This is a genomic window from Zavarzinella sp., from assembly GCA_041399155.1.
Taxonomy (GTDB): domain Bacteria; phylum Planctomycetota; class Planctomycetia; order Gemmatales; family Gemmataceae; genus JAWKTI01.
This window is the reverse complement of the sequence record JAWKTI010000004.1, coordinates 175,064-188,314: the sequence shown is the minus strand read 5'-3', so window position 1 is coordinate 188,314 and position 13,251 is coordinate 175,064. Positions and strand designations below refer to the sequence as shown.

Sequence of the window (13,251 nt, the reverse complement as noted above, 5' to 3'; positions counted from 1 at the left end):
GCGACTTCATGCACTGGCTTGGTCGGCCTGGGTTAAATGCCTCCTCCGACTTCATCGCAGCCCTGCCCAAGGCACTCCTGGCACATCCCCGCGGGCCCGTGGGGTTCATCGGGCACCTGGACACGGCATGGCTGCATGGGTTTGCCGATCCGGATAACCCGCACATCCTCGACCGCTGGCATTCGAGAATCGAGCCATTTGTCGAGGCGGTGCGGACAATACTTCGAACAAATCCCGCAGGTTTGGCTTTGGCGAATATGAGCAAGCGATACGACATCTGTAATGCGCTTTTGACAGGGACAGTTGACCGGCTCCGCAAGAACAAGCTCAAGGTGACGCCGGAATTCGAGATCGCTTTGGCGAGCACGTTTATCACGCGGAGCGACGCGCAAAACTACATGATCTTCGGCGACCCTGCCGCCCGACTCAGAATCCCCGCCGCGAAGTGAAAGGTGGTTGCCATGCCGACTCATTTCGATGGGTTCACTGAGGACGAGATCGACCAAGGCTACGAAGCCTTCTTTTCAGCTCGTGATTGCGATGAACTTGGCCATGCCATTGACGATCTTCCCGTCCTCAGGGCGCCAATCTTCCACGCACTATTGCGGAACTACTTCCAAAAGCATTACCAGCAGGACGACCCCAGATCTAACATCCTGGAAGAGCGCTATTACGCTTTCTTCGAGGTGCTGCACAATCGAATCTACAACCAGCTGGTACAGAATCGATTTGGAGCTTCCCTGGAGGGTTCCATCCAGCCGGAGCGGAAGCCCTCCTTTTATGCGCCTCCTTTTATGCAATTCACGCTCGATTTGGTGGAAGGAATCGTGCCCGCGAGCGGGCCAACCTACATTCTGCCGAACGACCAAGGGCGCCTGACCGATGAGGTCAGCAGGCTAATTGGAAAGCGCGCCAGCCTGTTGCCTCACCGTCCAAGACCGGGGTCACGATGGTCCATGCTTGTCCTGAGATGTCCGGCTTGCGGGGAATATCGACTCGAAGTTCGCGCGTTCGTCGTTAATCTTGTCACTGAGCCCGCCCTATTGGAACCCCTTCGCGAGGGCCTAATTAACAACTCGCGCTGCAACGCTTGCAGTGGCGAGCTAGTCGAACCACTGCGTGTTTGGGCTGTAGAGGAGCCAACTCCTGATAATGATGCGTTGTCTTTGTTGTCTTGTGCTTATGTATTTGGCCCATCGCTCCTAATCTATCAACCCCCACCGGGGACGGTCCGTGACAAGACCGTGGACCGAGTGCTCGAAGTTCGCTTCCAACAGCTACTTCGTGACAGCGGTGTTAATGATTGGCTACGTGCCCAACCGGGCCAGGAAGGCCCTCGAATGATGGTGTTCGGAGTCGCATACAACCTTAAGGAACTCGTCTCATATTCGCAGCAACAGGACGATTCCGAAGACTTCCCCTTGGACATGAGGACGTTTGTCTCGGACCAAGCCGAAAAAGTTCGCAGTGGATTCGCGCCGCTCGGGGCAACCCTGAAGGCGGTCCGGGAGGTGGCTTCCGCGGTCGGCCACGATTGGCCTGTTGTTGTGCCTTCCCTGCCTGAACACGGAGGAGCTAGAGATCCTTATGAGGTGGTGATCGTAGCAGTCATCGCTGAGGAGTGTGCCCGGCTTAAAGGTCTCCCAATTCCAGCCCGCGTGCTACTGGCGGGGGTCACAGCACAAGCCCTTAGAACCATCAGTGAAAACGGCATGGCTGAGGCAGCTGTCGCGGCGGCCCGCGACCTTCTTGACGAGGTCGATGACAGCGATCCGATGAAAAGAAAGGTAGAGATGGCGCTCCGACTTGGCGAGGCGGAACAAGTGCAGGCACTCGGCGAGGCGGAACAGTCACTCTTGTTACGATCGGGGTTTCTCCAGGATTCAAGCGAGCTTATCGACGAATCGAAATACGAACTCAGCATCTTTCAGGAGCGTGAAGCGCAAGCCTCTTTGAATCATATGACAGGGAAAATCGCCGAGTCGGTGGCAGGCTACGCGGAATGCTTGCCTCGCCTCGAAAAAATGACCAGTGAGGTGCAATCCACCGCGGAAGCGAACCCAGATGATGGAGAGGCTGTAGCGCGTTCGATTGCGGCTCAACATGCCCTAAGCGGGTCTATGGCCAATTGGGCGACCGTTGTCATGCATTTGGCGGATCACATTGATGGCCTTTCTGTGGTCTGCACAGGCTCTACGAGGATGGCGAGCGGTGGCAATCCAAGGATAAGGGATTCGCGACACGATGCAGAGCTTAGGGAATCGCTTGACGAAGCGGTGAGGGAATACGAACGGCGTTTCAAGGGTCCAATGTCATCAGCTGCACTTCGCGACATAGGCTGCAAACTGTTTGAGAGGGCGCTATCGATAAGCATCGCAGTTGAGGGTTGGCGCTTCGCCGCCATCCAGGCCGGCCATCTTTCTTACATACATGGGAGGGCTGGGCGTATACTGGAGTCGAAGCGCTACGCCGAAAAGATGATGGAGTATGCAGCGCGAGTCGGGGGGCATGAGCAGCTGGCGGTGGCTCACCATTGTCTTGGCGACATTGCGATAGACGAGAAGGACGGAGGAAAGGCGCTCGAGCACTATCGAAGCGCGGCCCGTGAATGCGTTCATCTTGCTGTGAGCTCCGGCCAACACATCGGAAACTATATCGGGCAGGCAGAACAGTTTGCCATCGGAGCGATGATGGCTTCCGAGTTTGGTGCGGAGCCGATAGAGGTTTTCCTCGTTACAGAGACAGTTAAGGCTCTGCCCACGGCAATTGCAATAGGCCGACGTGGTTTGGACGGCGACCAGGTCGTGGTGAACAAGGATCGGGCTGAACTTGTTGCGCTCAGGGAACGGCGGGAAGAACTGCGTCTCAGTGCGGTTTGGGATAGGGGTAATCTCCGAGCGATTCAGTCAGATATTGACGCGGTTGAGCTGGAGATCGAGCACCTTACCCGTTCGTTAACAGTTCGTGATCCAGGCTACCTCCTGCAGTGCGACGCCGCAGGTCTAGAGTTCCCGCGACCCGGTGAGTTCTTGAGACGTCTCGATGCCCTTGGCTCGGCTACAGTCTTTCTGGGAATCTACCCCGAGGCCCGTGGGCTGTGGTCCTATATGATTGGTGCCGATGGGTGCACTTACCGACTGACGCCTTGGCCTCTTAATGCCGACGGCAAGCCGATGTTCGACCAGCTCTCCAGGTCTCAGTGGGCGGAGATGATCCTGTCGCCACATCAAGATCGGCTTCGGAGCCGAGCACCCACCGACCGCCTCGTGTTTTCTACTCACGATGCATTCCCGCGGCTCTCGCTCTCCTCGCTCCCGTTCGACTCTGAGCCTCTTTGTCGTAGGATTAGCATTTCGTATATCCAGAGCGGCGAGGTTTTCACTGCCGTTTTGCGCTCGTCACGTTCTAAGTTCAAAACGATCGCTTGCTTCGGGAACCCGGACCGCAGTGACTGTGGTTCATTGCCACATGCAGAAGACGAGGCGGCAGAAATCGTCACGTTGTTCCAAAGGCACAATCTGGATGCAGAGATATTTGTTCGAGATCGAGCTTCTGTCACGGCCCTCAAGCAAATTGCCGTGCAGAGTGATGTGTTGCACTTCGCGTGCCACGCTGGGGGTGACCTTTCGGGTTCGAACCTATCGCGCCTGCTGCTTGCTCCCGACCCGATGAATAGGGACAGCGGAGACCTGACCGACGGGCGGGTATTGACCGAGATCAGGTTCAAGCCGGGTTGCTTCGTGAACCTCGCTGGGTGTCGCACCGGTGGAATGCATGACAACCGCCGTGCGCTCCCCCGTGGCCTGGTGGGCGCTTTCCTGTACGCAGGCGCCGTCGCCGTCATGGGAAGTTTGTGGCCTGTTGCCGATCACGAGGCACGTCTATTCCAGAACGAGTTTTACCGACATGTCCTCTCCGGTTCTGGGCTGGTAGCGAGCTTGGCCGCTACCCAAAGAGCGTGCCTTGACGGCAATCTCGGCGTGATGATGGAACACCCAGGTGCTTGGGCTGCCTACGTCATTTACGGCGAAGGATAGGCGCCTGCGCCAAGGTGGAGCAACTCCGAGCAGCCCGCCTAAGATGCAGTCGCGATCGCGTCACTCTCCAGCCCAACGCCGGGCTTGGCGAGAATCCATCCTTGCCTTCCTGTCTGCTGGCCCGACGCGCGTAAGCCGAGTTCACCAGCACGCTTAGGACCGACAGGCCGAGGGTAATTCATTTCTCGGCGTTGCGCTCTCCGGGTGTGATCGACCGCGGCACTGAACTCCACCCGGACCATTGCAAGCAAATTAGCCCATCAACGACTTTACCCATTGCCACAGCGATACTTCTTGTGTTTGCATTTCGCGGATGTCGTTGCAAAAAAAGTTCTAACGGTGTCTTGTTGCCCCGACTTGACAATACAAGAAGCGCTTCTGCAATCAAGCCGAAGAAGTACTCACCGCCCCTGCATTCTTTGTCATGATGATGGAACTTCACTCGTTAAGTGCGGACAGACAAAATTGGCTGATCTCGTAAAAACACAACAGAAACAGATATTATGCTTTGACAGAATCGACGAATGGGCGCCAGTCCTTTCTGAGATTCTTTTGCCTCTTGCACCTGCCGATATTCAACTTAGACTCAAGGAATCCGCACCCGAATACATTGAAGATGCGAAAGACTTATTTTTAGAACATGTGTCGCGTGAGTCAGTTATTGACGCAATGCTAGGATGGATCAATGGATCCAGAGTAGCTGCTTTTCACGGTGGGATCAATTCGCTTGTCACCACTTAAGATCTCTACTCATCAATATCTGATCTATCAACAAATTACTTGAAAAGTATTTTTCTGCAACAAGTTAACAGCCTGCTCCCAATGCTTCAAAATTATTTTTCAAAATTTTTCCATTTTTCGGGAATCTTTCCCACTCCAAGTGCGTCTTATCTAATACTGTTATTAAAAACAGTTGAAAAGTGGATATTTGTTTACACTAAAGGAGCTTCAGGATGGGTGATTTCAAACTACGGTTCGGGTGACGGAGGACAGCGGTAAACAGCAACCTTGGCCTCATTCGCGGGCACATCTTCAGGATACTGGTATACCAGCTCACCCTGCTTCATGAACTCGCGCACTTCTGCGATGTAGGGAAGCTGGGAGTGGCTGGTTTTGGAATTTGGCTCAAAAACTACGTAAATTACCGGGCCACGGTACGGTCTTGGGAATTTTTCCGCATTGGGTTCTGCAGGACTGTACCCATTCTGCAGCAGGTATGAAACGGTAAGAGTTTCAAAACCAAATTCCAGGTCTGATTTACCTGCGTAAAACTTGGCCCAGCCAAATGGGTCCATTACTTCCGCATTTGCTGGTACATGGTGGTACATCCACATGCCTACCGCACGATGCCCCACGCGGTGGGCGTGCAATGCTTTGAAGTTCAGTGGCAATGTTGATGCGACAGCTATCGTCAGGTAAATTGTTGTCCACAGCATGGGGGTGCCTTTTTTCCAGATTGCTGCTGCCCACTGCCCAATCAGGAAGAATCCCTGGATGGCAAAAAAGCTCATGCACATTACAGGAAACAAGGTGTGTCGCTGGGATAAATACCCCGCCATGGAGGACACGTAAACCAACTGCACCAGGTAGCCCACCATCAGAAACAGCAGCAGGATGCCGGTGCGTGTCATTGACTGCCGGAAACGGAAGATCAACGCCAGGGCGCTCAGACAAAACAGGATGTAAAAGCTGGTTTTGCAGATTTCCTGTACCAGTGCCTTTAATGCCCAGACGACTTTCGGCAAATGCCCATGCTTATCCTGGTGGTACCATGCAGCAAATGGCTGTGCCACGATTCCGGGCAACTTGCTTTCCTGTGGTTCTGCTCGCTGGTAAAAGGTTTTTTCCATTTCACCAGTCAGAAAATAGTCCAGCAGGCCCAGGCCGGTGCGTTTGTTGGTGAGTTTGCCAATCACCGAAACATACGGTGCGGCAAACAGGATGGCACCCAACAACATGGCAAGCCCCTGGATCATCGCCTGGGCCCCCACGCGGGTGCGGATGTACATTATCATGCGGATGAACAGAAACAGCCCAATCAGGCCAAAAACCATCAGGGCATCTGGCCGAATGAGGAACGCAACGCCGCACGCAAAGCCACTGGCGGTGAACCATGCGAGGGCAGATCGGAAATTTTGGGCAAGATTGCCCGCAACCGCGAACCACACGGCAGTGGTAATTGTCGCAAGATAGAGAGTGTCTGATAGCCCATCGCTGCTGACTTCTGCAAAAACAGGGATCATGGCAAACAGCAGCGTACCCCAGAAAGCGGGTGCCGCACCCAGGTAGCGTCTGCCAATCCAGTAATGTGGGAAGATCATGAAGATTGCAGCGAATGCCGATACCAGTTGTGCCGCAAAGATATAGTCGGTAGGTTCCAGAGGCCCACGGATCTGGGAAAGCAGTTTGCCCATTCCCCAGATGGCGAATGGAAAGCCAGGTGGATGATCGGACCGCTGAATGACTTCCTTCGCATCTGAAAAGCGGCGGGCAGGATTTTGCGGATCGAGCGGTGGCTGATCCAGTTGCCGTGCGTAACGGCAGAAAATAAGGCAGTCGCGCGAAGGTACTTCTGTTCTGGCAATCATTACCCCACGGGTAAGCAGTACCAGCAGTACAATAAATAATAGTCGGTGCCATTCTCGGTGAAATGGCACATAAACCGTGCGTGCGTTTGGTGTAACTTCTGGCATCATTCGCGAAATAACGTACAACCAGTTACGAATAGGTTAGTAGGAAAACAGGATTATTCAGGGATAAAATCATGATTACCGTCAGCCCAACGATCCAGATTCCCCTGGATGAATGCCACTGGACGTTTGTGCGTGCCAGTGGGCCGGGGGGTCAGAATGTCAACAAAGTGGCATCCAAAGTGGTGCTGCGCTGGTCGCTGGAACAAAGCCCCAGCGTGCCTGACCTTCTGCGCACCCGTTTTCGGGAGCGTTTTCCCACGCGGTTGACCAGTGAAGGTGATGTGATTATTACCTCGCAGCTCACGCGGGACCGGGAACGGAATCGCACCGATTGCGTGGAGAAGCTCACTCGTTTGCTGCAACTGGCAATGGAAATACCCAAGAAACGGCTGGCTACCAAGCCCAGTCGTGGGTCGAAAGAACGTCGCCTGACCAACAAGAAACAGAATTCAGAGAAAAAATCGATGCGTCGCACCACCCCCACGGATTAGTGGTGATTACTGTTCAGAATCGAATCGATTAACGCTCCCATATCTGCAAAAAACCGGTCTGGCTGTGCTGCCAGCAAATCCTGTTCACTGTTAGAACCCGTCGGCACCACCCATACAGGAATCTGTGCGTTCCGTGCGGTTTGAATATCGACAATCATATCACCCACAAACAGGGTGCTGGCTGGGTTTGCCTGAAGTGTTTCGATGGCGGAATGGACCATATCTGCAGCCGGTTTTGGCTGGGGCACCAGATCCGGTCCAAGCACCGTGGCAAAATAGTGCTGAATATTCAGCCCACGGCACAATTCCTGGGTAAAGTAGGACGGTTTATTGCTGCAAACGCCCATTTTTACCCCACGTTGGTGCAGTTGTGCCAGCCCCACTTCCACGCCTGGTAACAGTTCGGTGTGGGAAAACATTACCGATGGGTGATGTTCGCGATAGATTGCTGCCGCCTCTTCAGGATTTATTCCGGGCAGCAGGGTATCCATCAGGTGCTCAAGCCCGTGCCCCACCAGAATGCGCAGATGGTCTTCGGAAATCGGTGGCTTGCCATAGTGGCTCAACACATGGTTGGCACTGGCAGTAATTGCGGGATAGCTGTTGGCTAGTGTCCCATCAAAATCGAATAATACAGCAGAAAAGCCCAACGGTTCATCCTTGTGATCAGTATGAAAGTATTTTATGATGGCCGTGGAATATTTCCCTTGCAAAACAACAGTTCCTGTAAGGAACTTCGCTCTCTCAGGAGTTATTCATGGATTGGTTCAAACTTGGATATGCCTTCGCATGGTGGGGAATCTCGGCTGTCTGGTGCGTTTCGCCCGCTGCCGAACAAAAAACAGTTACCAATTCCATTGGCATGAAACTGGTGGAAATTCCTGCGGGCAAATTCCAAATGGGCAACGGCCAAATTGCACCGGTGGATCGTGCTGATTGGGCGACCCGCGACCATGATGAATCCCCAGCCCACATGGTAACGATCTCGAAGTCGTTTCTGATGGGTGCTACAGAAGTAACTAATGCTCAATTTGAACAATTCGATCCGGATCACCGTAAGTGGCGTGGGAAACGTGGTGTCAGTAAGGGGGATAACGAGCCAGTGACGTTTGTCACCTGGGATGAAGCGATTGCTTTTTGTGCCTGGCTGAGCAAAAAGGAAGGTAAACCCTATCGCCTGCCCACCGAGGCAGAGTGGGAATACGCCTGCCGTGCAGGTACCACCACTACCTATCATACCGGTGATACGATCAGCGATATGCATGCAAACCTGGGTGCCACCAAATCAACTGTGGAAGTGGGAAAGTTTCCCGCAAATGCCTTCGGCCTGCACGATATGCATGGCAATGTGATGGAATGGTGCCACGACTGGTATGGCCCCTACTACGAGGCCCACGCACAGACCGATCTGGTGGGGCGTGCCGATGGCGACGCCCGCGTGGCACGCGGCTGGTGTTTCCATCAACCTGCACGCAGTTTTCCAGCAGCCCGATATGCCAGATCGGCCAATCGTTCTGGGTTTTTGCCCCACGATGCCAACATGCAAACCGGCTTCCGCGTGGTGCAGGGGGAATTGCCTGCAACCAAACCAGTTCCACGTGAAGTGCTGCCCTATCAGGTAAACGTAGTTCAGGAAAAGAAGAATCCAAAGGAACTGCCCAGCACGAATTACATCAATTACCTTGCTGAAAAAAAGAATCCCAAACTGCCACCGAATATGTTTGGGCCAATCTTCTCCAACCATAACCATTACGGTGCGGTCACTGTTTGCCCCAATGGTGATGTGCTGATGGCCTGGTATACCACCGTGGGGGAGCCTGGACGCGAAATGACCCTGGCCTGTAGCCGATTGCGGGCGGGTAGTGATACCTGGGATCCCGCCTGTCTGTTTTTTGACATCCCCGATGTGAATGATCACGCACCGGTGCTGCTGACCCATGGTAAGCGGATTTACCACTTCTGCACGCAATCGTTGATTGGCTGGGATTACGCCACCGATATCGTGCGGTGGTCGGAAGACAATGGTGTTACATGGAGTAAACCAATTGCGATGGTCACAAGGGATGCGGTGATGCCTTTGAGCCAGCCTTGCTCCGCACTGGTAGCCAAAGACGGCACGATCGTGGTGGCATGTGATGGTGATGTGCATAAAGATGAGCGATTGATCGTCAGCAAAGACAATGGTAAAACCTGGCAGGTTCAGGCAGGTGATATGCGAAAAACTGCGGGAAGTTATGCCATCCACCCCGCGATTGCCGAATTAAACGATGGTCGAATCATCAATTTTCTACGGGGGCCAAATCCAATGCCAGTACAATATTCCAGCGACCTCGGTGCCACCTGGCAGCAGGAAAACAGCCCGTTCCCGGGCATCAGTTCCGGCATGAAGGCAAGTGCAATGCGTTTGAACAGCGGCAATCTGTTGTTGATCAGCATCGACACCGCTGGCAAATTTGTGGGCAAGAACAAAACCTTTGCCGCACTGTCGAAGGATGATGGCAAAACCTGGCCCCACATCAGGCAACTGGATGGTGTGGGTGGATACATGGCGGCATGTCAGGCGGAAAACAGCACCATTTACGTCGCCGGTTCCCGCATGGGTGTGGTGGCGTTCAATGAGAAATGGCTTACTGGGAAATAATGAACTGATTCGTAGGAGAATCCTGTTACAACAATGAAGCCCAACTGGGATGTCGTCGTCGTGGGTGCAGGTGCTGCGGGGCTGATGGCAGCAATCCGTGCAGCCGAGTCGGGTGCACGCACCTTACTGCTGGAAAAAAACCGCAAAGTGGGTGTGAAAATCCTGATGTCCGGTGGCACACGCTGCAACATCACCCACAATTGCACCACTCGGGAAATTGTGACTGCGTTTGGCAAAAACGGGAACTTTCTTCATTCGCCGCTGGCAAACTTTTCAGTGCAGGACGCCATCCAGTTTTTTCATCAGGAAGGTGTGCCCACCAAAGTGGAAGATACGGGCAAAATCTTTCCGGTTTCCAATAAGGCACTGGATGTGGCGAACGCACTGGAAAAACGCCTGCAGCGTGCGGGAGCGATCCTGGCCCTGGAAGAGCCATTGCTGCAGTTGCAGACTGTTGAAAATGGCTACGAACTCACCACACCAAAGCGCACGGTCACCACTGCGAAAGTGATTATGACGACCGGTGGAAAGTCGTATCCTGGCTGCGGCACCCGTGGGGATGGTTACCCGATTCTGACCAGATTCGGACATTCCATCGTTCCCACTCAGCCCGCATTGGTGCCCATACGCGTGCTGGCAGAATGGATTGCCGATTTGAAAGGGATTACGCTGGCCGATGTTGACCTGAAGGTAATGGAACAGCAGAAAAAGCTCTCCCAGCGTCGAAATGGCTTTCTGTTTGCTCATTTCGGCTTGTCCGGGCCAGCCCCATTGGATGTCAGTAAGGCAATCAGCACGCACGAGCGGCCAGCATCGCTTCATCTGGAGTGCGATTTTCTCCCCACGTGGGATCGCCCAAAGCTGGATGCCCACCTGCAGGCGATTTCTTTGTCGGCAGGGAAGAAACTACTGGCCAGCGTGCTCAGTGAATTACTCCCACGTCGACTTTGCGACCATTTTCTGCAACGAATTGGCGAAGATGTCGAACGCAAAGCGGCGGGATTAAGCAAAACCACCCGAGGATTGCTTGTCGATGCAATCAAACAACAGCACTTACCTGTTGTGGGCACGCTGGGCTACGAAAAAGCAGAAGTCACCACAGGTGGGGTCGCGCTGGCCGAGATCGATTCCCGCACCATGCAAAGTAAACTCCAGTCTGGGTTGTATGTGGCGGGTGAACTGTTAGATTTAGATGGGCCGATTGGTGGCTTTAATTTCCAGGCTGCCTGGAGCACCGGTTGGTTAGCAGGTCAAAGTGCCGCCCGTGCGGTGCAAGAGGAGCGAAATTTCGAATGAGTTTATCGGCACTAGACTTTCCAACCACAGACCCCACACCCATTTTCGAAGTTTTTCGCAATGGTTATGCCACCGATCTGTTGACAGTAGCGGCGATTGATTTCAAGCTGTTTGATCGTCTGGACCAAGCGAAAAAATCGTTTGAACAACTGGCGGCTGAGTTGCAATTAGCCCCACGTGCGTTGAATGTGCTGCTGACTGCGATCCGCGCCATGGGTTTGGTGGAACAGAACGACGATGCCACCTATTCGCTCTCTGCGGGTGCGGCGGAGCATCTTGTTTCGGGAAAATATTTCGAAGTGGGCGGGTATATCGGGCTGGTTTCCGAAGCACCCAGCGTGCGGGCAATGGCAGAACGCTTATGCACCAACAAGCCCGCGGAAAATCGTGCGGACGACACCGGTGCGGCATTTATTTACCGCGAGGGGTTGGATTCGGCGATGGATCAGGCCGATTCGGCACGCCGACTGACAATGGCACTGGCTGGGCGGGCAAAAAACGTGGCACCGTACCTGGCGGCAAATGTCGATTTTTCCCAAACCAAACTTTTGCTCGATGTGGCAGGTGGGACAGGCATTTACGCGATTGCCTGCCTGCAAAAATATCCCCACCTGCGGGCGATCGTCTGGGATCGGCCAGAAGTATTAAAAATTGCTCATGAAATGGCTCTGGCATACGGCGTTGCAGACCGCATGGAATTCCAGGCGGGTGATATGTTCACCGATCCTGTCCCAGGTGGGGTGGATTGCATGCTGCTTTCGAATGTGCTGCACGACTGGGATGTGCCTGAGAATCTGAAGTTGTTACAAAGATGTTACGAAGCACTACCCCAAGGTGGGAAATTGCTAATCCACGATGTGTTTCTGAACGATGATCTGGGAGGCCCATTGCCATTGGCGTTGTATTCGGCAGCACTCTTCACGCTGACGGAAGGCCGGGCCTATTCTGGTTTAGAATATCGCACCTGGCTACAGCAAGTTGGCTTTGAACCCACCACAGAAATCATTCCCACGCTCGTCCACTGTGGGGTGTTAAGTGCCACAAAAATCAAAATGTAAGGAAAAGCAGAAACTTGAAAGGAGAATTTTTGCTGGTACAAACTCAATATCTTTCAAATCGCACCATGATTACAGTTCTGGGAGATGACGCCCATGAGAAAGGCATTTACGCTGATTGAATTGCTGGTTGTGATCGCAATTATTGCCGTGCTTGTTGGTCTGTTAATACCAGCAATTCAAAAGGTACGCGAAGCTGCATTGATGTCTCAAAGTTTGAATAACTTGCGGCAGATGGGTCTGGCGTGCCACCAACTGGCAGACCAAAACGAAAGCAAATTACCAGGGCACATCCACTTCTGGCCAAACTATCGCCATCAGACTTTAATTGAACTTCTCCTTTACTTAGGTGAACTGTCAGCTTACCAACGTTTCGAAAGTAAGGATTTTAATTGGTTCGACGAAGTGTATTGGTTGCCCATTCGGACTTATTTTTCTCCATTGGATCCCTCGCGCGGGATGACTGCTCCGTTATTAGCCCAGTTTGAAGGGCCATACGATTCAGAAAAACTCTCGGCTTCCAGTTACGGCATCAACATGCAGTTTTTCGCTGCCCGACCAGACTTGAAGAATATTACTGACGGATTGTCCCAAACAATTTGGTTTTCAGAACACTATGCATGGAATTGCAGTGGCATCGCGTTTATTTACACCGTAGGTACCGTACAAGGGCCACAGGGTAGTTGGGGGCCAGTGCAACCTGCCACTTTTGCAATGGCTAATAAACATGGCCGACCCAAACCTGGCGATTATGTCCCTGTTACCTCTGGCAACCCACCTGTAACTACTTCTGAAGGTGGGGTGGTATTCCAGGTACGTCCACGAGTAGAAGATTGCAATCCCCGACTTCCGAACGCAGCTTCAGCACGTGGCCTTCAGGTTGGGCTTGCAGATGGCAGTACTCGCATTCTAAGTCCTTCCATTACACCCCAGGTCTTTTGGGGCATGGTAACTCCAAATGGGGGAGAAGTACTTGGGGATTGGTAGAACTATTTCCCGAGGTTTATACAAATCTTGTTTGCTCTCAGCCCTAAAATC

General features: G+C 53.2%; 10 protein-coding genes. 8 read left to right on the top strand and 2 right to left on the bottom strand.

The window, feature by feature from the left end; all coding sequences use genetic code 11:
• The first annotated feature begins 8 nt into the window (after positions 1-8).
• The 3 genes from R3B84_18415 (at position 9) to R3B84_18405 (ending at position 4,778) form a co-directional block, all read left to right on the top strand.
• On the top strand, positions 9-449 hold the full coding sequence (locus R3B84_18415) for a hypothetical protein (protein MEZ6142538.1): 441 nt from the start codon (positions 9-11) through the stop codon (positions 447-449).
• A gap of 12 nt (positions 450-461) precedes the next feature.
• Positions 462-4,037 (top strand): CHAT domain-containing protein, encoded by a 3,576-nt coding sequence (locus R3B84_18410; protein ID MEZ6142537.1) that lies wholly within the window; start codon positions 462-464, stop codon positions 4,035-4,037.
• A 465-nt stretch (positions 4,038-4,502) separates the two neighbouring features.
• Complete coding sequence (locus tag R3B84_18405; GenBank protein MEZ6142536.1) at positions 4,503-4,778, top strand: hypothetical protein; 276 nt, start codon at positions 4,503-4,505, stop codon at positions 4,776-4,778.
• 227 nt (positions 4,779-5,005) lie between these two features.
• On the opposite strand, the gene R3B84_18400 is transcribed toward R3B84_18405, so the two are convergent.
• On the bottom strand, positions 5,006-6,733 hold the full coding sequence (locus R3B84_18400; protein MEZ6142535.1) for a glycosyltransferase family 39 protein: 1,728 nt from the start codon (positions 6,731-6,733) through the stop codon (positions 5,006-5,008).
• Between the two features lie 68 nt (positions 6,734-6,801).
• Here R3B84_18400 and arfB point away from each other — a divergent pair, with 68 nt between their 5' ends.
• Positions 6,802-7,221: an alternative ribosome rescue aminoacyl-tRNA hydrolase ArfB gene (arfB, locus tag R3B84_18395; protein ID MEZ6142534.1), complete on the top strand. Its 420-nt coding sequence runs from the start codon at positions 6,802-6,804 to the stop codon at positions 7,219-7,221.
• Here the strand turns inward: arfB and R3B84_18390 are convergent.
• The gene (locus tag R3B84_18390; protein ID MEZ6142533.1) at positions 7,218-7,871 is read right to left on the bottom strand and encodes an HAD-IA family hydrolase; all 654 of its coding nucleotides are present in this window, start codon (positions 7,869-7,871) and stop codon (positions 7,218-7,220) included. The genes arfB and R3B84_18390 overlap by 4 nt on opposite strands.
• 107 nt (positions 7,872-7,978) lie before the next feature.
• Between R3B84_18390 and R3B84_18385 the strand changes: the two genes are divergently transcribed.
• The 4 genes from R3B84_18385 (at position 7,979) to R3B84_18370 (ending at position 13,200) form a co-directional block, all read left to right on the top strand.
• Positions 7,979-9,862 carry an SUMF1/EgtB/PvdO family nonheme iron enzyme gene (locus R3B84_18385; GenBank protein MEZ6142532.1) on the top strand — a complete coding sequence of 628 codons (1,884 nt, stop codon included), beginning with the start codon at positions 7,979-7,981 and terminating at the stop codon, positions 9,860-9,862.
• A 33-nt stretch (positions 9,863-9,895) separates the two neighbouring features.
• The gene (locus R3B84_18380) at positions 9,896-11,158 is read left to right on the top strand and encodes an NAD(P)/FAD-dependent oxidoreductase (GenBank protein ID MEZ6142531.1); all 1,263 of its coding nucleotides are present in this window, start codon (positions 9,896-9,898) and stop codon (positions 11,156-11,158) included.
• The gene (locus tag R3B84_18375; GenBank protein MEZ6142530.1) at positions 11,155-12,216 is read left to right on the top strand and encodes a methyltransferase; all 1,062 of its coding nucleotides are present in this window, start codon (positions 11,155-11,157) and stop codon (positions 12,214-12,216) included. Before R3B84_18380 ends, R3B84_18375 begins: the two co-directional genes overlap by 4 nt.
• Before the next feature lie 93 nt (positions 12,217-12,309).
• Positions 12,310-13,200 (top strand): prepilin-type N-terminal cleavage/methylation domain-containing protein, encoded by an 891-nt coding sequence (locus R3B84_18370; protein ID MEZ6142529.1) that lies wholly within the window; start codon positions 12,310-12,312, stop codon positions 13,198-13,200.
• Positions 13,201-13,251 lie beyond the last annotated feature (51 nt).

Excerpts from the sequence above, each read along its gene's own strand:
- R3B84_18380 (MEZ6142531.1), top strand. The coding sequence starts at position 9,896 with ATGAAGCCCAACTGGGATGTCGTCGTCGTGGGTGCAGGTGCTGCGGGG.
- arfB (MEZ6142534.1), top strand. The coding sequence starts at position 6,802 with ATGATTACCGTCAGCCCAACGATCCAGATTCCCCTGGATGAATGCCAC.
- R3B84_18410 (MEZ6142537.1), top strand. The coding sequence starts at position 462 with ATGCCGACTCATTTCGATGGGTTCACTGAGGACGAGATCGACCAAGGC.
- R3B84_18385 (MEZ6142532.1), top strand. The coding sequence starts at position 7,979 with ATGGATTGGTTCAAACTTGGATATGCCTTCGCATGGTGGGGAATCTCG.
- R3B84_18400 (MEZ6142535.1), bottom strand. The coding sequence starts at position 6,733 with ATGATGCCAGAAGTTACACCAAACGCACGCACGGTTTATGTGCCATTT.
- R3B84_18375 (MEZ6142530.1), top strand. The coding sequence starts at position 11,155 with ATGAGTTTATCGGCACTAGACTTTCCAACCACAGACCCCACACCCATT.
- R3B84_18370 (MEZ6142529.1), top strand. The coding sequence starts at position 12,310 with ATGAGAAAGGCATTTACGCTGATTGAATTGCTGGTTGTGATCGCAATT.
- R3B84_18415 (MEZ6142538.1), top strand. The coding sequence starts at position 9 with ATGCACTGGCTTGGTCGGCCTGGGTTAAATGCCTCCTCCGACTTCATC.